The organism is Natrinema salifodinae (assembly GCF_900110455.1).
Lineage (GTDB): Archaea > Halobacteriota > Halobacteria > Halobacteriales > Natrialbaceae > Natrinema > Natrinema salifodinae.
The window spans coordinates 645,771-665,610 of record NZ_FOIS01000004.1 but is presented as its reverse complement, the minus strand read 5'-3'; the positions used below and the strand labels follow the sequence as shown (position 1 = coordinate 665,610).

The window sequence follows — 19,840 nt, the reverse complement described above, 5'->3', positions numbered from 1 at the left end:
GTTTTCGTCCCGTTTTCGTTCACGTCCTCAACCCGTGTTCGACCGTGCGAACGGGTCACGGGCCGGACAGTCCGGCCCGTCGTGAATGCCGTTTATCTCCCCCGCACGCCTACGTACTGTAGGAGGCGAGAGACATGGCAACACCGTACAGAGAACCGGGACGGGAACCGACGGAGAGCGCCCGCGAGGACGCCGCGGACACGATGTGGGGAATTCGAGAGGGCACCGGGATCGCGATCGCATCGATCTTCGGCCTGGTGGTGCTGGTCGTCGGACTCATGCTGGTCTCGGGCCTGGTCGCGGCGTCGACGACCACCGTCGTCACGCTCGGCGTGACCGTCGGGGTCGTGCTGGCCGCGATCGGGCTCGCCGCCCTCGCCCGGTGGAGCTGGACGGGGAGGTAACGCGGCTCGGCTGATTTTTGGTGAATCGAGGGGCGGCGACCGACCGGTTCGAAATTTGCACCGCCGCCAACCGCGGCAAAAGACCTATCGCCCGGACGAACAACACCTCGAGTATGGACGACGACGTTTCGGTCGAGTTCGGCGAGGACGGACTCGTCCCCGCCGTCGCACAGGACGCCGACACCGGCGAGGTGCTCATGCTCGCGTACGTCTCGCCGGAGGCCCTCCGACGGACCCGCGAGACAGGCCGGGCCCACTACTACTCCCGGAGCCGCGACGAACTCTGGGAGAAGGGGGCGACGAGCGGCCACAGCCAGGCGGTCGAGGAGATCCGAGTCGACTGCGACGCCGACACCCTCCTCTACCTGGTCGATCAGGACGGCGGCGCGTGCCACACCGGCCATCGGTCGTGTTTCTACCGGACGATCGAGGGCGAAAACGTCGGGGAACGGGTATTCGACCCCGAGGCCGTCTACGAGGACTGAACGGATGAGCGAGCGCGTCCATCCGTCCGACGCGGGCTCGGACGCCGGCACCGACGGCGACGGAGCGACCCCGCTCGAGGCACTCGAGGCCGCGCGCGACCGGTTCGAGACGGCCCGCCGGCGGATCGACGACGAGGGCGCCGACGCCGTCGAGGAGGCCGCGACCGCCTACCGGAACGCGACGGCCCTGTTAGACGACTACGTCGATCGCGCGACCGGGACGGGCAAGGAGAACTTCCAGGCCTACATCGAACTCGAGGGGAAATTCGAGTCGCTCGTCTCCGGCCTGGCCGACGACCTCGCGGCGCGCGACGCGTTCGACGGCGCCCTCGATGCGATCGACAAGCGCCGGCTCAGCGAGCGCGACTTCGAGCGGGCCCGCGAGGCGCTCGATCCGGCGAGCCGGTACGCCGACATGATCGACGAACGCGAGGCCGCCCGCGAGACCCTCGCGGAGGCGCGCACGGACGCGAGCAAGCGCCTGCGGGCGATCGACGACGAGATCGACGAGCGCGAGCGGCTGCTCGACCTGGCGACAGCCGATCTGAACGCGCCGGTCGAGCGCCTCCGGGACCCGATCGAGGACTACAACGCCGCGATCCGCGAAGCGTTCGCCGACTACCGGCTCGAGGCGTCGGCCCGGAAGGTCTTCGCCCTCCTCGAGCGGAGCCGCTGGTATCCGTTCGTCGACTACGAGCGGCCGCCAGCAGATCTGGCCCGCTACGTCCGCGAGACCGACGCCGGCGAGTACACGATTCCCGAACTGCTCGAGTACGCCGACTACTCCCGGTCGAAGCTCTCCCACTACGTCGACAGCGCGGACGAGCTCAAGCGGTCGGTGGCGACCCAGCAGACGTTCCTCGAGGGGATCGACGCCGAGCCGCTGACGGTCGCCTGGCCGCCCGAACCGGCCGGCGCCCTTCGCTGTCGGACGCGGGAGTATCAGCCGTTCGTCGCCCGCGTCGCCGACGAGGAGACGGTCGCGGCGCTGCGCGGGGTCCGGCTGCTCGCGACCGATCACGACTACGACCGGCTCCAGACCGCGGCCCAGGCTGTCGCCCAGTTGTCGCCGGCGGAACGGGAGCGCCTGGCGGACGGTCGCGTCGAGGCCGAACTCGAGTCCCTGCGGACGGAGCGGGAGCGGCTCGAAGCGGCGCTGGACGTCGACGACCCGGTCTGAGCGACACTGCATCGCCGACGTTCGTCTGCACCGGACTGTCGACCCCGATTTTTAGCCGTCGCCGCTCGAAGGATCGCGTATGCCAAGACACGTGCTCGTTCCGATGGACGACTCCGAGACGGCGCGGGCGGCCCTCGAACACGCCCTGGAGTGGGTGCCCGCCGAGCGGGTGACGGTGGTTCATGCGATCGACGACCTCGAAGCCGACTACGGGGGCACTGTCTCGGCGGATCGGGATCCCGACTTCTTCGACGACGCCCGCGCAATCGCCGACGAGAACGATCGGACGGTCGAGACGGCCGTCATCGAAGGGTCCGGACCGGCGGACGCGATCTTGGAGTACGTCGACGAGGCGGACGTCGACGCGATCGTCATGGGGAGCGAAGGAAAAGCGGGCGTCTCGCGGGTGCTGCTCGGCAGCGTCGCCGAAGCGGTCACGCGACGCGCCACGATTCCGGTGACGATCGTTTCGCGAGGGGAACGAGAATAGAATCCGAGCGTCAGGCCTCGGCCTTCGCCTCGATCAGCGCGTCGTACATGTCGCCTGCGAGTTCCTCGGCGCGGTCGCCGTCGCGGGCCTCGGCGTAGATCCGGACGAGCGGCTCGGTCCCCGAGGGCCGGGCGAGGACCCAGGCGTCGCCGTAATCGAGCCGGTAGCCGTCGCGGGTGTTGAGTTCGGCGTCGGATATCTGGGCCTGGTGGGCCGCCGCGTCGAGCATCGCGTCGCGTTCGGCGGTCGATTCGTACTCGACGTTGCGCCGGACGTTGACGTAGCCGCCGTAGGGGGCGACGATCTCGCTGACCGGGCGCTCGGCGACCAGTTCGAGGAACCGCGCGGCGGTGTAGGCGCCGTCCCGGGAGAGCCGGTAGCTCGGGAAGAAGATCCCCCCGTTGCCCTCGCCCGCGATCGGCACCCGCTGGCCTTTGTCCTCGAGTTCCTCGATGCGGGTGATGATGTTCGTCGAGCCGATCGGGGTCAGTTCGAGGTCGGCGCCGACCTCGGTGACGACGTCGACGAGCCGTTGGGAGACGTTGACCGCGGAGACGGTGGTATCGCCGGATTCGAGTTCGGCGGCGGCCAGGGCGGCGAGGGTGGCGTCGCCCTCGACGTACTCGCCGTTCTCGTCGAAGAAGATCGCGCGGTCGGCGTCCCCGTCGTGGGCGATCCCGACGTCGGCGTCGGTCGCGCGGACGAGCTTGCCCAGATCCGAGAGATTGTCCGGGATCGGCTCGGGATCGCGGCCGGGGAAGTGGCCGTCGGCCTGGCTGTTGACGGTGACGACCCGACAGCCAAGCTCCCGGAAGAACTCGGGGCTGGTCAGCGAGCCCGCGCCGTGGCCGGGATCGAGCGCGATCGTGAGGTCGGCGTCGGCGATCGTTTCGCGGTCGACGGCCGCGAGCAGTTCCTCGATGTACGCCCGGCGCACGCCGTCGATCTCGCGGACTCGTCCCGTCTCGTCCCAGGGCGCGACGGTGAACGATTCCGTGAGCAGCGTCTCCTCGATCCGCTCGAGGTCCGCGACGGCGAGTTCGACGCCGTCGCGGCCAACGAGTTTGACGCCGTTGTACTGCGGCGGATTGTGCGAGGCGGTGATGACCATCACCGGCACCCCTTCCCGTTCGGCGTACGCCTGTGCCCCCGGCGTGGGAACGACTCCGAGGCGGTCGACGTCGGTTCCCGTACTCGCCAGACCACTGGTGGCGGCGTCGGCCAGCATCCGGCCGGTGTGGCGAGTGTCGCGGGCGATAGCGACGCGGTCCCCACCGCGACCGTCGCCCCAGATCGTCCCCGCCGCTTTCGCGACGCGCAGGACGAACGCGGGCGTCAGCTCTTCGTTGGCGACGCCCCGCGTCCCGCTCGATCCGAAGACTTGCATCTTAACGGCTAGTCGAACCGGCCACCTCAAAGGGGTTCCGAAGCGTCCCGCGAGGCGCAGACGGAAGACAAGATGAAACCGGACGAAACGACGGAACGTTTTCGGCCCGCCCCGACAACGGTCCCGTATGGACTCGATCGAGGAGAAGCGTGTCTACGGCGACCGCGAAGGGGCGATCACCGCCTACGTCGCGAGCGCGATGGGGGTCGTCCGCGTCCGCGTCGCCGGCGACACCGTCGGCGAATTCGGCTTCTGTGACCGCTGTACCGCCCGCGACGTCGCGGCGACCCGCGACGCCGTGGCCATCGCGACCGACGAGGACGTCCGCGTGTGTTCGCTCGCGGACGCGACCGGGACCGACGCTGAGGAGACCTTCGACGAAACCGGCTTCGGCCCGGCGGTCGCCGTCGGCTACGACGCGGACGGCGACCTGCTCGCGGCCGCTCCGGACGGCCGCGTCGCGTGTCGCGCCGCCGGCAGCGACGAGTGGACCACCCTCGCGGACGAGACCGTTGCGCCGGTCCGCGCGATCGACGGCGATCTGATCGGCACCGACGACGGCGTCTACCGCGTTCAGGACGGCCGCCTCGATCACGCCGGTCTGACCGACGTCCGGGACGTCTCGGCTGCCGGCGCCCCGCTGGCCGCCACCGCCGAGGGACTCTACAAACTCGGCAACGGCTGGATGGAGTGCCTCGACGGAGCGTTCGTGACCGTCGCGGCGGACCCGCGCTCGCAGCCCGGCCGCATCGAGCGCGCCCACGCCGTCACGGACGGAACGGTCTACGAGTACGCGCCCGACGCGGACGTCGACGGCGACAGCGAATGGAGGGACGCCGACGGGTACCAGGCGTCCGAGCGGATCGTCGGCTTCGGCTACGGCGACGAGGTCTACGCCGTCGCCGAGGACGGCACGTTCCTGGCGGCGAGCGACGACGGCTGGCGGACGCAAACGCTCGGCGTCACCGACGTGGCGGGGATGGCGGTTCCGGCGACGATGCCAGCGAACGAGAACGAGTGAGCCGAGGCGGTCGAGCGCCGACCGCCGGCCGTCGCTGAACACCTTCGCGGCCGGCGAACGAGCGACCGGGAGAACGAAAACTGGTTTACTCCGCGGCCTGTCGAACCGCATATGATCGTCAGCGGATCCGCGTCGCAGGCCCTCGCCGCGGCGCTCGCACGCGAACTCGAGGAACCACTCGCCGCCGTCGACTACGACCGCTTCCCCGACGGCGAACTGCTCGCCGCCGCGCCTGGCGTCGCCGAGGCCGACCCCGTTCCCGAGCGGGCAGTCATCGTCGCGTCGACCGTCTCGAGCGACGCCCACCTCGAGGTGCTCCAGCTGCAAGACGCCGTCCGCGAGGCCGGCGTCAAGGAGGTCGTCACCGTCCTGCCGTACATGGGCTACGCTCGGCAGGATCGGGCCTTCGAAGACGGACATCCCGTCTCCGCGCGCGCGATCGCGCGCGCGATTTCGACCGGCGCGGACCGCGTGCTCACCGTCGACCCCCACGAGGAGGCCGTCTGCGAGTTCTTCGAGCCGACCGCGACCGCCGTCGAAGCCGCGGGCCGCCTGGCCGAGCCGCTGCCCGAGAACCTCGCCGACCCCGTGTTCCTCTCGCCCGACGCGGGCGCGATCGGCCTGGCGGAGACCGTCCGGGAGGCCTACGGCGCGGGCGAGACGGACTACTTCGAGAAGACCCGCCACTCGGGCACCGAGGTCGAAATCTTGCCGAGCGACGTGGATGTGGCCGGCCGCGACGTCGTCGTCGTCGACGACATTATCGCGACGGGCTCGACGATGAGCGAGGCCGTCGGCGTACTCCGGGAACGGGACGTCGGCCGGGTCTTCGTCACCTGCGTCCACCCGCTGCTGGCCCGCGACGCCGTTACGAAGCTCTCGCGGGCCGGTGTCGAAGCGATCTACGGCACCGATACCATCGAGCGCGGCGTCGAGACCGTCTCCGTCGCGCCGGTTCTCGCCGCCCATCTGTAAGTAAACGATTAAGTGGTCTCCAGACTCTGATCTGGGTGTTAGCGCGTCCCACGACCGGCGACCGACGGCCGGAACGAGTCCAACGGCGACGCCGCGGACGTCGCGACCAACTGATCGAGCCGATGCACGGAATCGTCCACAAGAGCCTCAAGGAGTACGTCGTCGAGCGGACCGACGACGACACCTGGGACACGATCGTCGAACGGTCCGGACTCGAGCCGCAGCTATACCTCCCCGTCACCAACTACGACGATTCGGAGATCGACGCTATCCTCGAGACTCTCTCGACGATGGCCACTCAGGACAGGACCGCGATCGAACGCGACTTCGGTCGAACCCTCGCGCCGGAGCTCCTCTCGACGTTCAACGCCCACTTCCGTCGCGAGTGGGAGCTACCCGAACTGCTCGACTCGCTCGAGGACGTCTCCGACGACGTCGACGCCGCAACCGCGGAAACGTCGCTGCCGGCCCTCGCCACGACGCGCGAATCGGATCGGGTGACCGTCACGTACGATACCCACCGCGACCGGCGGTACTGCGGCCTGGCCCACGGCATTCTCGAGGGGTTCGTCGCCGCTTTCGACGCCGACGGGACCGTCACGAAGGTGGCCTGCGTCGACGACGGCGTCGACGTCTGCCGGTTCCGCGTCGACTTCGACTAGCAGCGGTCGCGGTCGCTCTGGTTCTCGTCGACGGACCGTAAACCCCGTCTCCACACCGCAGTCGGATCCCGTCCGACCCTCTCGACTCCTCGCGCAAGCATCCTCAGCGACTTCAGCAACGGCGCCGAGCCATCAGCGCACCCGCAAGCGCCGCCGTCACGGCGACGAGTGCCGCCGAGACGCCGAACCCGGGCATCGATTCGAGCTCCGAAAGCGGCCCGCCGACGCCGACCGTGACCGTTCGATCGCCGACGGTGATTTCGTACCGACCCCCGTCGTCGAATCGAAGGTCCGCTTCGACCGTCGCCGACTCGCCAGGCCGGATCGCCACCGGCCGTTCGGCGGCGACGCCGTCGACGGTTCGGAACTCGAGGACGGCCGCCGCGGGCCGCTCGCCGGTGGCCGCGACCGTCGCGGTCGCCGTCACCGGCTCGCCGGGATCGGCGCGGTCGGGGGTGACCGCCAGGTCGGTGACGGTCACGCTCGCGGCCGAGCGGACGACCGCGGTCAGGCGCTCCGAGCCGACGCGCACCTCGTACTCGCCTGGCCTGGTCGGCGTCCACGACAGGCGGTGGGTCGCCCGCTCTTCCGGTGCGAGCGGTCCCTGTCGGTGGTCGACCACCCGGCCGTCGATTTGCAGGGTCGCGTCGTAGGTCCCCTCGCGATCGCCGGCGTTTGCGACCGCAACGGGGAGAGAGACGGATTCGCCGGCCGGAACCGCGATCACGTCGCGGGTCCCGTCGACGCCGTCCGTCTCGGCGGCGGGCCAGCGCTCCCACGCCTGGCCACCGACGTCGATCGACTCGTCCCTGAACCCGTACTCGAAGTCGGCGACCGGTCGGTCGAAGGCGGCCCGGTGCTGCGACCGGGTCCACATCTCCGGGGTCGCCTCGGTCCGCGTGTATTGCTCGGCGACCGCGCGGACCTCCGCTCCGCCGGCGTCCTCGACGGCCCGGAGGAAGTCGGCCTCCGTTACCGTCCCGTCGCGGGCGTTCAGCGTTCGGAACACGTCCTCGAGCGTGCGGTCGCCGTCGGTCGCGAGCCGCAGTCGGCGGTCGATCTCGCCGTAGACGAGCGCCCCCTTGACGTAGTGGGTGCGGTCGTCGGTCCACGTCGAGCGATCGACGAGGACGCCGTCGGCGTAGGGTGAGCGCTCGCCCCGTTCGAGGAGCCGGGCGAAGTCGCCGAAGTCGGCGCGGCCGCCCTCGAGAGCGAGCAGCCCCGCGTAGTAGTCGGCCTGGCCTTCGACGAGCCACTCGACCTCGGGGGCGGTCGCGCCGTCCGCGCTGGAGTAGCGCTGGCGCGCGTGGACGTACTCGTGGAGCCAGACCGGATTTGGCTCGTCGAGCGTCGCGTCGTCGACCACCCAGGCGTCCGAGCGGCCGTACTGCAGGCCCCGCGGGCCCCAGTCGACCTCGTTCGGAACCGCGACCATGAACACCTCGTCGCCCTGCATGCCGACGTCGAGCCGCCCGCTCGCGTCCGCGACGGCCGCGAGGATCGCATCCGGCGACTCCCGAAGGTCCGTGTCGTCGGGGACGACCAGGCGGATCGTCTCGCCGTCGGCGTCGCGCTCGTACTCCGTTACCGACCCGAAAAAGGCGATGTCGCCGCCGGTCGCGCCCGGCCCGTCGACGGTCACCGCCTCCTCGATCCCGACCGGCTCGGTCCGGCGCAGCGTGATCCCGATGTCGGGGACGGGAACGACGGCCCAGTCGCCGGTGTCGACGAAGGTGTAGCCGTCGTCAAGCGCACCGGCACCGGAACCGGCGGTCGCGCTCGCACCGCTCCCGGAATCGGTCCCCCGCTCTTCGACGTCGCCGCGCCGATCGGCCGGCATCGTATACCGTATCGTCGGCTCGTCGGTGTCCTCGGTCCACCGGTAGGTCCCGTCGCCGATCCGCTCGAACCCCGCGGTCGATTCGACGGCCGCGCCCCGCTCGAGGTCGATCTCGAACTGCGTGACCGAGTCCGGGACGCGGAACGTCGTCTCCGCCTCGAAATCGTCGGGATCCGCCGGTCGATGCCGGAGGACCGTCGTCCGGTGGAGCACATCCGCTGCGCCGCCGGTCGTGGCCGCCGAATCGGTCGTTCCGGCGGCGATCGATTCGACGGGATCGCTGCCGAGAGCGGCGTCGCCAGGCAGTGTCGATCCCGCACTGGCGTCCGTCGCTCGGACCGGTCCGGCCGCGACGACGGCGGCCGGGAGGCTGCCGACGAGCAAGACGACGAATGCGAAGACGGCGACCCGAGACGTCACTACTCGGCTCTGGTGAGTCAGCGGGTAAGACTTTTGTGGTGGCGTTACCTATCAGTAGATAGATGTGTTCGACGACAAAACGGTACCGGATATCGATTCCGGCGACTGTCGTTCCGAGTCGCAAATCCGGCGATCCTGAAGTAGAGTTTTACACGGAGTCGGTGAGGGACACGTATGGTCGAGAAAGAAGACCTCGATGGAACGGTCGCTATCGTCACCGGCGCCGCAGGAGATATCGGCGGTGGCATTACGCGGGAGTTGGCCGCGGCGGGTTGTGACGTCGTCATCGCCGACATCGGCGTCACGGAATCGTCGGCCGACGACGACTCGAAGCCGGACAACGTCGACAGCGTCACAGAACTCGCCGACGAGATCGAGGGGGAGACGGGTTCCGAGACGCTGATCGTCGAGTGTGACGTCACGGACGCGGACCAGGCCGAGGCGATGATCGAAACCGCGCTCGATGAATTCGGTCGACTCGATATTCTCGTAAACAACGCCGGAATCATCACGCACTCGCCGATCGAGGAAATGGACGAGGGCGAGTGGGACGCCGTCATGGACGTCAACGCGAAGGGCACATTCCTCTGTTCGCGCGCCGCCATTCCGGAGCTCAAAGACGGTGGCTCCATCATCAATACCGCGTCCATCGCGGGCGAGATCAGCGCCGCGGGGATCGGGCACTACGCGTCGTCGAAACACGCCGTGATGGCGCTCACGAAGACGCTCGCACTCGAACTCGCCGAGGACGACGTCACCGTCAACGCGATCTGTCCGGGAATCGTCGACACGCCGATGTGGCGCGACGTCCTCTCTCCCGCGAGCGAGGAGTCCTACGAGGAGACGATCCAGCGGTCGATTCCCCTCCACCGCGACCAGAAACCCGAAGACATGGGTCGGCTCGCCGTCTTCTTCGCCGAGAACCGCAACATCACCGGTGAGGCGGTCAAAGTCGACGGCGGCATCACCCAGGACGTCCTCTGATTCGGCTGGTTTTCGGGAGTCCGAGCCTCGGCGTTCTCCGTTTTCCGTTCGAGTCGCTCACGTCGTGAGCGAGCACTCACGCAAAAAATCTGTCCCAAAAAGTCCGCTTCGCTGCTCACGGGTGTAAGCGCCCGTTCGCTTCCGAGGGCGTCGCGTTCGCTCAGCCCTCGACCGCTCAGCGGCGCTTAATCCGACGCTTCGGCGGCCGCCAGCGGCTCGATCGCGATCTCCATCGTCACGTCTTCGACGTCCCACCCCTTGCGGTGGCCGTCCTCGACCGCGCGGAGTTCGTCGGCGCGGACCTCCTCGCTGATCAGGTCCTCGCGCTCGGCGACCAGGCCGGCCACGCGGTCGTCTGCGATCTCGAGGTCGAGCGCGATCCGCTCCTCGACGTCTAAGTCGAGGTCCTTGCGCATCTCCTGGACGCGGCGGATGACCTCGCGGGCGTAGCCCTCGCTCTCGATGTCGTCGGTCAGCGAGGCGTCGACGTAGGCGACGCCGCGGTCGTCGCCGTCGGTGCCGAAGGCCGTGCCGGCGACGCCGTCGGGCGTCTGGGTGACGAACGAGACCATCTCGTCGGTAATCTCCTCGTCGGCGTCGAGGACGTCTGCGACGGCGTCCTCGAGCGCATCGAGGTTCGGCTCGTCGATGCGGGCCTCGTTGAGCGCGTTCATCACCTGGCCGGCGCGGTCGCCGAAGGCGGGGCCGAGTTCGCTCATGTCGGCCTCGGCGCTGTACTGCAGTTCGCCCCAGCGGTCGTCGGGCGAGACGAGTTCGACGTCGCGGGCGTTGAGCCGGTCGGCGAGCAGGTCGGTGTGGCGCTCGACGGCTTCGACGACGCGGTCGTCGGCGGCGGCGACGACGACCCGCGGGACGGGCCAGCGAAGCTTGCGGCCGGCCTGCTGGCGGGCGTTCGCGCCGGCCTCCTCGATGGCGCGCAGGAGTTCGACGTCGTCCTCGAGCTGCTCGTCCTCCCAGTACTCGTCCACCTCGGGCCAGTCGCACATGTGGACGGTGTCGTACTCCTCGTCACCCGTGAGGGTGCCGTAGATCTCCTCGCTGATGAACGGCGCGTACGGCGCGAGCAGCGCGACCGTCTCCCGGAGGACGCGGTAGATCGTCGCGTAGGCGGCCCGCTTGGAGGCGCTGTCGTCTTCCTCCCACATGCGCTCGCGGACGGCCTGGACGTAGAACCGCGAGACGTCCTCGACGACGAACTCGATGAGCGCGTTCAGGGCCTTGTCCTGGCGGCGCTCCTCGAAGGCGTCGGTCATCTCGGCCTTCGTGGACTGCAAGCGGGCGAGCACCCACTCGTCGATGAGTTCGAGGTCGTCGTCGACGTCCTCGAGAGTGACCTTCTGTGGATCGAACTCGTCTAAGCGCATGTACGGCAGCGGGAACCGGAAGACGTTCCACAGGGTCCGGAGGTGGTTCTCCATCGTCTGCATGCCGTCCCAGGAGAATCGCATGTCGTCGCCCTGCGGGTTGTTCGACAGGAGGAACATCCGCATGACGTCCCGGCCGTGGCGATCGATGGCCTCGTGGGGGTCGATCAGGATGTCCTTGGACTTGGACATCGCGCGCCCGTCGGGCATGAGCGCGTGGCCGTGCATCAGCACCTCCTCGTAGGGGATGTCGCCGAGCGCGGCGGTGCCCATGCCGAGCTGGGACCAGAACCAGCCGCGGGTCTGGTCGTGGGCCTCGAGGATGAAGTCCGCGGGCCAGAGCTCGTCGAACCGGCTGTCGTCCTCGGGGTAGTTCAGCGTCCCCCAGGAGGCGATCGAGGAGTCGAGCCAGACGTCGAACACGTCGGGGACGCGCGTATAGGTGGTGTCCTCCTCGGTGATCGTCAACTCGTCGACCGTGTCCTTGTGGAGGTCGACTTCCTCGGGGTCGATATCCTGATCGACCCGCTCGGCGAGTTCCTCGCGCGTCGAGACGACGATCATGTCTTCGTCGTCGTCGCGGTCCTCGGGCGTCCAGACCGGCAGCGGGATGCCCCAGTAGCGCTGGCGCGAGACGTTCCAGTCGGGAGCCTCCTCGACGAAGTCGCGGAAGCGGTTGTCCCGCGCCCAGTCGGGGTGCCACTCGCTGTCCTCGATGTTCTCGAGGAGGTCGTCTTTGATGTCCGTGATCGTGATGAACCACTGGTCGGTGACGATCTGGAGGATACCCGTGTCACAGCGCCAGCAGTGGCCGTAGCTGTGGGTGACCGTCCCCGAGGCGAGCAGGGCGTCGTTCTCGTCTAAGTCCGCGATGATCTCGTCGTCGGCGTCCTTGACGAACTGCCCCTCGTACTTGCCCGCTTCCTCGGTGTAGACGCCGTCGCCGCCGACGGGACAGAAGACCGGGAAGCCGAGTTCGCGGCCGCGCTCGAAGTCGACCTCACCGTGGCCAGGCGCGGAGTGGACGAGGCCGGTGCCATCGCCGTGGGTGTCGACGTAGTCGGCGTCGTAGACCTGGAAGGCGCCCTCGGCGTCGACGTGGTCCGGAACTTCCTCGGCGAGCGGATGATCGTACGACCAGCCGAGCAATTCCTCGCCGGAGAGTTCTTCGACGACCTCGTAGTCGTCGTAGCGGCCCTCGCGCAGGACTTCCTCGTGTTTGGCTTCGGCGACGTACAGCAGTTCTTCCTCGCCGTCCTTCTCCGCGCGGACGCCGACGTAGTCGCCCTCCTCGTCGACCGCTACGAAGGTGTTCGCCGGAACGGTCCAGGGCGTCGTCGTCCAGATGACGATCGAGCCCTCGCGCTCGGCGAGGTCGAACTTGACGTAGATCGAGGGGTCCTCAACGTCCTCGTACTCGACCTCGTTGTTCGCGATGGCGGTCTCGCAGCGGGGACACTGCGAAATGGAGCGATGCCCCTTCTCGACCAGGCCGCGGTCGGCGGCGTTCGAGAAGCCCCACCAGGCGGCCTCCATGTACTCGGGGGAGACCGTCTTGTAGGGGTCGTCCCAGTCCATCCAGACGCCGAAGTCCTGGAAGTCCGCCTGGAGGCCCTCGAGTTGCTCTTCGGCGTACTCCTTGCAGGCCTCGATGAAGTTCTCCTCGCCGTACTCCTCGATGTCCTTCTTGTTCTCGAATCCCAGGCGCTCCTCGACGCGGGTCTCGATGGGGAGCCCGTGCATGTCGTAGCCCGGGCGGTCGGTGACGTCGTACCCCTGCATCCGGTGGAATCGGAGGTATACGTCCTTCAGGGACTTGTTCCAGGTGGTCCCCATGTGCGCCGACCCCGAGGTGTACGGCGGGCCGTCGACGAAGAAGAAGGATTCGCCGTCCGATCGGTGCTCGACCGTCTGTTCGTAGGCGTCGACGTCGTCCCAGTAGTCGAAGACCCGCCGTTCTAACTCGTGCGGATCGTACTGGTCGTCGACCTCGCCGAACCTGCTCATACCCGACCTAATCGCCTCCGACAGTAAAGAGGAATCGATATTGCAGGTCCGAATCCGTCGGCCGCTCAGACGAACTCCGAGAGGACCTTCTGGTAGCCGAGCCCGTACGCGCCGGCGTAGAGCATGACGCCGCCGAGGGCGGCCAGCCACAGCGCGATCATCGCCTCGCCGGCCCCGTAGTGCTGGAGACTCGCGTGTTCGACGAGCACGCCCCCAACCGTCAACACGCCGGCGACGACCGTGTAGACGAGCAACGAAAGTGATTCCGCAAGCAGTTCCGGACCGATCGATGTCATTACCGCCCCTGTACCCACCCGTCCAAGGTAAACCTGTCCCCTCGCGCGCCGCGGCCCGACAGCGATGCGAGCCACAACCCGCGCCTGGCGACGCTCGCGGCGAACCGACCAGGCTAAACGCCTGCGGCCGTACCCTCGTGTGTGCCCGCCTCCGATTCGAACACCGACGACCCGCCCTACCCGACCACCCGCAACGTCCTCGAACCCGACTGCGACCGCTGTCCCGCGCTCGCCGACGCCCGCGAGTGCATCTCCTGGGGAACGGGGAGTCTCGACGCCGACATCGTGGTCGTCGGCGAGGCCCCCGGCAACGGCAACCCCGACGCCGACCGCTGGCAGGGAGGCAACTGGACCGGCCGAGCCTACACCTCGCGCCACTCCGGGCGGCGCATCCGCCGGATGCTCGAGCGGATCGGCTTCGGCGACCGAGCCTACTACACGAACGCGGTGAAGTGCTTTCCCGCGAGCGAGGAGCCACGCGCCTCGTCTGCGAGCGGTGAAGCCGCGAGCGCGGACGACTCGATCACGAACCGCGAGCCGACGCCCGAGGAGCGGGCGAACTGCCGTACCCACCTACTGACCGAACTCGAAACGATCGAACCGACGGTCGTCCTCGCGACCGGCAAGCATGCGACGAAGACGGTGCTTGCGGCCGAGGACCGCGACCTGGACGGGTTTATCGACAGCGTGCTCGATCCCGTCCGCTGCGAGCGACTCGACGTCGTCCTCGTTCCGATCCTCCATCCGTCGTATCAGGACGTCTGGATCGGTCGTCTAGGGTACGAACCGGCGGAGTACCTCGCCGAGATCGGCGAGACGCTCGAGGACCTGTGCGGACGCGCGGCCGACGACTGACCGTCGGGGCGGCCGGCGCGGGCCGCTGAGGGAGTTCGTTTCGGGACCGCGAGAAAACGGTTACGCGAGTCCTACGGCCGCTAAGATTCGGCGCTCATCCGAAGCGAAGGCGGTGCGACGTCCCACCGATCGGCGGTGACGCCGTCGACGCCCGCCTCGCGGAGCGTGCGGACGTCGTCCGTCGTCTGCGCGGCCTTCCAGGCGATGACGTCGTACCCGCGCTCGCGGGCGGCGGACACGATATCAGTTTCGACGCAGAGGTCGTAGTGTGGGAACACGTGCGTACAGTCGAGGTCGTCGGCCCGCGAGAGGTTCGCCTCGGGTTCGTCGCCGAAGAGCAGCCCGTTCGGAACGTTCAGATAGGTCGACTCGATCTCCGCGAGCGCCTCGGGGAGAAACGACGAGACCCGGACGTCGGCGCCGGTCGTCATCGCCAACTGCAGCGTGTCCGACGCGATCCCCCGTTCTTTCAGTTCGATCTGGACGGTCACGTCGTCCGGAACGGCTCGAAGGACCGTCTCGAGTCGCGGGATCGACTCGCCGGACTCGAGCACCTCCAAGTCGCGGAGGTCGGTCCACGGCGTCTCCGCGACGCGGCCGTCCGCGCCGGTGACGCGCTCGAGGGTCTCGTCGTGAAACGCAACTAGTTCGCCCGATCCGCACCGCCGAACGTCGATCTCGACAGCCGGCAGCCGGCGGGCGGCTTCGCGGATCGCGAGGAGTGTGTTTTCCGGGACCTGATCTGCGCAGCCACGATGGCCGATAATCTCCATCTACCCGGATCCCGGAAGCCGCTGGCAATCAATATTTTGGTTTTAACCCTCGAATGCGGACAATTGAACAGAATTTTTCCGAAACAGAACTGTCGCGGCGACGCGACTGTGCGGCCGTCCGACCGCGATCACGCACACCGGATCTGCTCAGAGGCGAGCCACCGCCTGGCCCGCTCGAGATCGGCCGGTCGATTGATCTCGACGTGTCGGCCGTCCGGGAGCAACATCGGCCGAGTTGGCGTCCGGGGGTAGACGCAGGGATACCAGTCGTGGAGTCGCTCGCGCAGGATCCGGATCGCCGCCGCCCGGTGATCGCGGCTCACGATTCCGAAGCCCGCGTGCTGGTTGCCCTCGATGAGTCCGTAGTCAGTGACGCGTCCCGAGTCGTCCCAGCGGATCGCCGTCTCCCTGTTCTGAATCCCGGGGAGACACCCGACGAGGTTGAGACGGCCCTCGAGGGCGTCGAACTGGTCGGTCAGCCGGCCCACTTCGCGCTCGTCGACGAGCACGTCGCCGTTCAGGATCACCACGTCGTCGTCGATACGCCTGAGCGCGAGGAGCAGCGACGCGGCGTTCTCGTGTCGGTCCCACGTCTCGAGGACGATCGGATCCTCGGGATCGAATCGGTCGAGAACGGTCTCGTGGCGGTACCCCAGCACGACGCTCGTCCCGTCTACGTGCGGGTCGAGCAGGGCGCGTTGGCGATCGTACAGCGTTCGACCGTCGAACTCGAGGAAGGCCTTCGGGACGTCGTCGGTGTAGCGTCCCATTCGCCGCCCGCGGCCCGCGGCCAGGATCACGCCGCGCATCGGCACACCTCCGTGGCGGCGCGCTCGCCGGCTCGTCCGTCCATCGGAATGCCGAGGTCGTCGAGCCACGACGCTCGTCGCCGTCTCGCGTCGGCGGGCTCGCCGTTGCGGTACAGGTCGGCGACGAGGTCGAGATCGATCGCGTCCGTCGTAACGCCGATTCGCGGCACCTCGCGGTCCGGCGCGTCGATGTCCGTCAGTTGCACGAGCGGCCGGCCGGTGTGGAGCCACTCGGCGATCGAGCCGGAGTAGTCCGAAATTAGCACGTCCGATCGACGCATGCTCTCGGTCGGCGTCGTCGCCGTATCGAAGACGACGTTCGGGAGGTCGGCGATCCGCTCTCTACACTCGCGGGTGACGGCCAGGCCGGGCCCTTCGCGTCGATCGGTCGGGTGCGGGCGAAAGAGGAGTTCGTACGCCGTGTTCGCGAAGCACTCGACGACCGAGCGGGCGGTGTTGACGTACGCTCCGCGGCCGACCAGGTAGTTGGTCGGCGCGTACAGCACCCGGCGGTCGCGGGGCGGCGGCGCGCCGACCAGCGCGTCGGCTTCCGGAATGCCGACGACGACGACCCGCACGTCGGGCGGTGCGGCGGCCCGATACGCCGCCGCCCAGCGCTCGCCAGGCGCGAGCGCGACGGCGACGTGCTCGAGGATCGTCTCCGCCGTGACCGAGCGTTCGCCGCGACCGATCGACGCGCCGTGGCGGACGTGGACGAGCGGATACTCCTCGTAGAACGAGAACCGCTCGATGCCGAACCGGTGGTTGTACACGACGACGGAGGGGTCGATCGAGCGCACGTTCTCGTCGACCGCGCTGGGATCGTCGACCTCGATTTCGGTGATGCGGTCGCTACAGCCGCGCGCATCGGCACGGACCGGGACGAACGCCGACTCGACGCCGACGTGCCGATCGATCGCTTCGAATGTCTTCCGCATGAACGGTCGTTCGATGGCGTACAGTACCTCTACCATGGGGAAATCTCCTGACGGGAACGGTCGCGAGCGCTATCGTGCCGGCCGGGCGGGCGACCCGTTCCCGAGCGCGTACGATTCTAGAGCAGAATCTATAGCCGCCGTAGTATTAACATTTGTAGTACTCTAGGCTAGCAATACGCGAAAAATTTTACAGAGATCGGCCGTTCTGCAGATAATTGCAACTCGATCGACTGTCACTCGGCGACCGTTCGGCGGCGCCGCGGGTCCGCACGCGCCGACGGCCGAACCGGTCCCGCCAGGCGGGCGCGTCGAGCGCGCTGGCGGGAAACCTTCATACGGCAACGCGATGCACACTGGCGTATGAGTACGATCTTCAGCCAGATCGTCGAGGGGGAGATCCCCGCGCGCATCGTGTACGAGGACGAGACGACGGTCGCCTTTCTGGACGCCAACCCGCTGGCGCCGGGCCACACGCTGGTGATCCCCAGGGACGAGTACGAACGGCTGAACGACGTCCCCGAGGACGTCGCGGCGGACCTCTACGACACCGTTCACCGCATGGTCCCCGCCGTCGAGGAGGCCGTCGACGCCGACGCGACGACCGTCGCGTTCAACAACGGCGAGGCGGCCGGGCAAGAGGTCCCCCACGTCCACTGTCACATCGTCCCCCGCTTCGAGGGCGACGGCGGCGGCCCCATCCACGGGGTCGTCGGCGACCGCCCCGACCTCGGCGACGACGAACTCGACGAGATCGCCGCGGACATCGAATCACGCACCTAACGCGGACGGAGCGACTGCTCGTCGGCGGAGTTCGAACCCGAGCGCGACCTCGAACCGCCGTGACGTTTTTGCCGTCCCCGCGCGAGCCTCGAGTATGGCCCTCGCCGGCATCGTCGCGCAGTTTCGCGCCCACCCCGTCGCCACGGTCCTCGAACTCGGCAGCGTCCTCGTCTGTTGTCTGCTGTTCGTCGGAACCTTCGTCCTTCTCTCGACCGGCGTGCCGACCGGTCGCGGAGATCCGTGGCTGGCACTGATCGGCGTCGGCGTCGCGTTCGTGCTCCTCTGGACGGTGCTCGTGCCGCTGTACGAGCGGACGCTGTAACGGGTCGAACTCAGAACAGCGTCCCTAACAACAGGTCGCCGTAGACCAGCGCGATCACCAGGCCGACGAACACGGGAACGAGAAACGGCGTGCCGGGCGAGATCCAGACCGCGTCCTCGCTCGCGATCACGTCGAGGCCCTCGCGAAGCGTCTCGGGAGTCGTCCCGTAGGCCGAGCCCTCGATGTCCTCGAGGAAGGCGTCGGCGCCCCAGGGGTCGTTATACTCCGACGCGGGAGCGTCGGCGACGGCGGGCCCGACGGCAGCGCCAGGCCGGTCCAAGTCAGCGTCGGGCTCGGCACTCGAATCGATCGTGCCGCCGTCGGGGTGGGCCGTCGCATCGGCCGCGTCCGCGGTCACGGCCCCGTCGGTCGGCGGGTTCGGCTCGTCCGGAAGCGTCGCCGGATCGCGGTACCGGTCGGGATCGGCGCGCAGGTCGGCCAGCGAGAGCCCGCGCCAGCGGAGGTACATCCGCAACGCATCGAGGTCGAGTCCGCCGCGGGAGAGACCCGACGGCGTCTCGAGCAGGCGGCCGTGGGTCTCCGGTAGCTCGTCCCAGACGATCGGCCAGCCGACGAACATAACCGGGGCGATCCGGCCCGCGACGGCGTTGCGAACGGCGAGCGCGAGCGGCAGGACGACCCCCACGAGGACGGCGTTGGTCAGGATCGTAAAGGAGAACGGCCCGATCGGGGTCATCTCGAGCGGAACGGTCAGCGGACCCACCGTGTACTCCGGAAACGTCGGGAAGAGCACGGCGAGCACGAGCAACGCCTTCGCGTCGGCCCCGCCGAAGCCGCCAACCCACCAGAACAGGTACGCGATGGGGACGACCAGGCCTAGGCTGATCGCCGTCGGAAGCAGAAACTCGTGGGTCCAGGCGGTGCCGCCGGCCGTCCACGCGAGCCACCCGTCCCAGGCCAACAGCGCGGCCCCGAACACGGCGAGGGGAATCCAGACGACACTCGAGACGCGTCTGGTCTCGACGTCGCGGAGGGCGGTCCAGGCGAAGACGGGAACGGCGACGAGCCGAAGGAGGTCCGGGCCCGTCGCAACGGCGCCAGCGAGCGTCACGACAGGCCCTCCGGAGCGCGGTACCGTTACGTTTTCGGCTCGCGTCGGGACTCGCAAGAGCGGACGTCGGAGCCGCCGGACTGATCCGACGGGACGAAGCGAAGAGGGAATTCGGTATTCGAACGGCGGGCACGCAGCGGCTATCGCTGCCGGGTGAACACCTATCCGTCCGTACGATAATGCTATCCGTATGAGGGAGGGCGCGGCATTTTCGACCCTATATGCCGGCGTACTTCTCACGATTTTGGGCGCGCTCGCCTGGGTTACCGGTCGGACGCTCATTTTTCCGAGTCTCGGTCCGTCCGCCTTCCTGCTGGCCACCGTCCGGGACGGCGAGGTGACCGCCCCGCGGCGCGTGATCGGCGGCCACTTCATCGGCGTCGCGGCCGGCTGGATCGCCTACCACACCGTCGCGCCCGGCCTTAACGTCATGACGGCCGCGCCGATGCTCTCGTCCGCGCAGTTACGGCTCGCCGTTAGCGGCGTGCTCGCCGTGATGATCACGACGGGCGCGATGCTCGCGACCGACACGGTCCACCCGCCGGCCTGTGCGACGACGTTAATCGTCTCGCTCGGGTTCCTCACGTCGCTCGCCGACAGCGCGTCCATCATGCTCGCCGTTGTCGTTCTCGTCGGCGTCCACAAACTGGTGCTCCGCGAACAATCGGTCGGCGACTACATCTCGATCGGACGCTAATGTCGACTCCGACTGACGGCGAACCTCGCCAGCATATTAGTTGATTCCGGGTCGTATT

20 protein-coding genes are annotated in these 19,840 nt (G+C 68.4%); 12 read left to right on the top strand and 8 right to left on the bottom strand.

The features are described 5' to 3' along the window. Positions 1 to 134: 134 nt before the first annotated feature. The 4 genes from BMY29_RS17540 to BMY29_RS17525 all read left to right on the top strand — a co-directional run bounded on the left by BMY29_RS17540 (position 135) and on the right by BMY29_RS17525 (position 2,559). A complete protein-coding gene (locus tag BMY29_RS17540) occupies positions 135 to 404 on the top strand; it encodes a hypothetical protein (RefSeq protein WP_049989383.1) in 270 nt (89 codons plus the stop codon). Positions 405 to 517: 113 nt separating this feature from the next. After that, on the top strand, positions 518 to 889 hold the full coding sequence (gene hisI, locus BMY29_RS17535) for a phosphoribosyl-AMP cyclohydrolase (RefSeq protein ID WP_049989384.1): 372 nt from the start codon (positions 518 to 520) through the stop codon (positions 887 to 889). A gap of 4 nt (positions 890 to 893) precedes the next feature. Further along, a complete protein-coding gene (locus BMY29_RS17530) occupies positions 894 to 2,069 on the top strand; it encodes a DUF7118 family protein (RefSeq protein WP_049989385.1) in 1,176 nt (391 codons plus the stop codon). A 79-nt stretch (positions 2,070 to 2,148) separates the two neighbouring features. Beyond that, on the top strand, positions 2,149 to 2,559 hold the full coding sequence (locus tag BMY29_RS17525; protein ID WP_049989386.1) for a universal stress protein: 411 nt from the start codon (positions 2,149 to 2,151) through the stop codon (positions 2,557 to 2,559). A gap of 10 nt (positions 2,560 to 2,569) precedes the next feature. Here BMY29_RS17525 and glmM read toward each other — a convergent pair whose 3' ends face one another. Next, positions 2,570 to 3,946, bottom strand: coding sequence for a phosphoglucosamine mutase (gene glmM / locus BMY29_RS17520; RefSeq protein WP_049989387.1), 1,377 nt, complete (start codon positions 3,944 to 3,946; stop codon positions 2,570 to 2,572). Positions 3,947 to 4,073: 127 nt separating this feature from the next. Here glmM and BMY29_RS17515 point away from each other — a divergent pair, with 127 nt between their 5' ends. From BMY29_RS17515 to BMY29_RS17505, 3 genes are all read left to right on the top strand, one after another. Then, the gene (locus BMY29_RS17515; RefSeq protein WP_049989388.1) at positions 4,074 to 4,967 is read left to right on the top strand and encodes an HVO_0234 family beta-propeller protein; all 894 of its coding nucleotides are present in this window, start codon (positions 4,074 to 4,076) and stop codon (positions 4,965 to 4,967) included. 111 nt (positions 4,968 to 5,078) lie between these two features. After that, on the top strand, positions 5,079 to 5,942 hold the full coding sequence (locus BMY29_RS17510; RefSeq protein WP_049989389.1) for a ribose-phosphate diphosphokinase: 864 nt from the start codon (positions 5,079 to 5,081) through the stop codon (positions 5,940 to 5,942). A 122-nt stretch (positions 5,943 to 6,064) separates the two neighbouring features. Further along, complete coding sequence (locus BMY29_RS17505) at positions 6,065 to 6,604, top strand: heme NO-binding domain-containing protein (protein ID WP_049989487.1); 540 nt, start codon at positions 6,065 to 6,067, stop codon at positions 6,602 to 6,604. Between the two features lie 112 nt (positions 6,605 to 6,716). On the opposite strand, the gene BMY29_RS17500 is transcribed toward BMY29_RS17505, so the two are convergent. Continuing rightward, positions 6,717 to 8,864: a hypothetical protein gene (locus BMY29_RS17500; RefSeq protein ID WP_049989390.1), complete on the bottom strand. Its 2,148-nt coding sequence runs from the start codon at positions 8,862 to 8,864 to the stop codon at positions 6,717 to 6,719. 174 nt (positions 8,865 to 9,038) lie between these two features. On the opposite strand from BMY29_RS17500, the gene BMY29_RS17495 reads away from it, so the two are divergent. Continuing rightward, positions 9,039 to 9,848: an SDR family NAD(P)-dependent oxidoreductase gene (locus BMY29_RS17495; RefSeq protein WP_049989391.1), complete on the top strand. Its 810-nt coding sequence runs from the start codon at positions 9,039 to 9,041 to the stop codon at positions 9,846 to 9,848. Positions 9,849 to 10,033: 185 nt separating this feature from the next. On the opposite strand, the gene ileS is transcribed toward BMY29_RS17495, so the two are convergent. After that, a complete protein-coding gene (gene ileS / locus BMY29_RS17490) occupies positions 10,034 to 13,240 on the bottom strand; it encodes an isoleucine--tRNA ligase (RefSeq protein WP_049989392.1) in 3,207 nt (1,068 codons plus the stop codon). A 65-nt stretch (positions 13,241 to 13,305) separates the two neighbouring features. Continuing rightward, complete coding sequence (locus BMY29_RS17485) at positions 13,306 to 13,536, bottom strand: DUF8151 family protein (RefSeq protein WP_049989393.1); 231 nt, start codon at positions 13,534 to 13,536, stop codon at positions 13,306 to 13,308. 141 nt (positions 13,537 to 13,677) lie between these two features. On the opposite strand from BMY29_RS17485, the gene BMY29_RS17480 reads away from it, so the two are divergent. After that, positions 13,678 to 14,391 (top strand): uracil-DNA glycosylase, encoded by a 714-nt coding sequence (locus BMY29_RS17480; RefSeq protein ID WP_049989394.1) that lies wholly within the window; start codon positions 13,678 to 13,680, stop codon positions 14,389 to 14,391. An 80-nt stretch (positions 14,392 to 14,471) separates the two neighbouring features. Here BMY29_RS17480 and BMY29_RS17475 read toward each other — a convergent pair whose 3' ends face one another. The 3 genes from BMY29_RS17475 to BMY29_RS17465 form a co-directional block, all read right to left on the bottom strand. Further along, positions 14,472 to 15,164, bottom strand: coding sequence for a glycerophosphodiester phosphodiesterase (locus tag BMY29_RS17475; protein ID WP_049989395.1), 693 nt, complete (start codon positions 15,162 to 15,164; stop codon positions 14,472 to 14,474). A gap of 128 nt (positions 15,165 to 15,292) precedes the next feature. Next, on the bottom strand, positions 15,293 to 15,973 hold the full coding sequence (locus tag BMY29_RS17470; RefSeq protein WP_049989396.1) for an NTP transferase domain-containing protein: 681 nt from the start codon (positions 15,971 to 15,973) through the stop codon (positions 15,293 to 15,295). Then, a complete protein-coding gene (locus BMY29_RS17465; RefSeq protein WP_049989397.1) occupies positions 15,961 to 16,947 on the bottom strand; it encodes a hypothetical protein in 987 nt (328 codons plus the stop codon). Before BMY29_RS17465 ends, BMY29_RS17470 begins: the two co-directional genes overlap by 13 nt. A gap of 324 nt (positions 16,948 to 17,271) precedes the next feature. Between BMY29_RS17465 and BMY29_RS17460 the strand changes: the two genes are divergently transcribed. Further along, positions 17,272 to 17,691 carry an HIT family protein gene (locus tag BMY29_RS17460; RefSeq protein WP_049989398.1) on the top strand — a complete coding sequence of 140 codons (420 nt, stop codon included), beginning with the start codon at positions 17,272 to 17,274 and terminating at the stop codon, positions 17,689 to 17,691. Between the two features lie 94 nt (positions 17,692 to 17,785). Continuing rightward, positions 17,786 to 18,013, top strand: coding sequence for a hypothetical protein (locus BMY29_RS17455; RefSeq protein WP_049989399.1), 228 nt, complete (start codon positions 17,786 to 17,788; stop codon positions 18,011 to 18,013). Between the two features lie 10 nt (positions 18,014 to 18,023). Here BMY29_RS17455 and BMY29_RS17450 read toward each other — a convergent pair whose 3' ends face one another. Then, the gene (locus BMY29_RS17450; RefSeq protein WP_049989400.1) at positions 18,024 to 19,085 is read right to left on the bottom strand and encodes an A24 family peptidase; all 1,062 of its coding nucleotides are present in this window, start codon (positions 19,083 to 19,085) and stop codon (positions 18,024 to 18,026) included. Between the two features lie 190 nt (positions 19,086 to 19,275). Between BMY29_RS17450 and BMY29_RS17445 the strand changes: the two genes are divergently transcribed. After that, the gene (locus tag BMY29_RS17445) at positions 19,276 to 19,782 is read left to right on the top strand and encodes an HPP family protein (protein WP_049989401.1); all 507 of its coding nucleotides are present in this window, start codon (positions 19,276 to 19,278) and stop codon (positions 19,780 to 19,782) included. Positions 19,783 to 19,840: the final 58 nt, after the last annotated feature.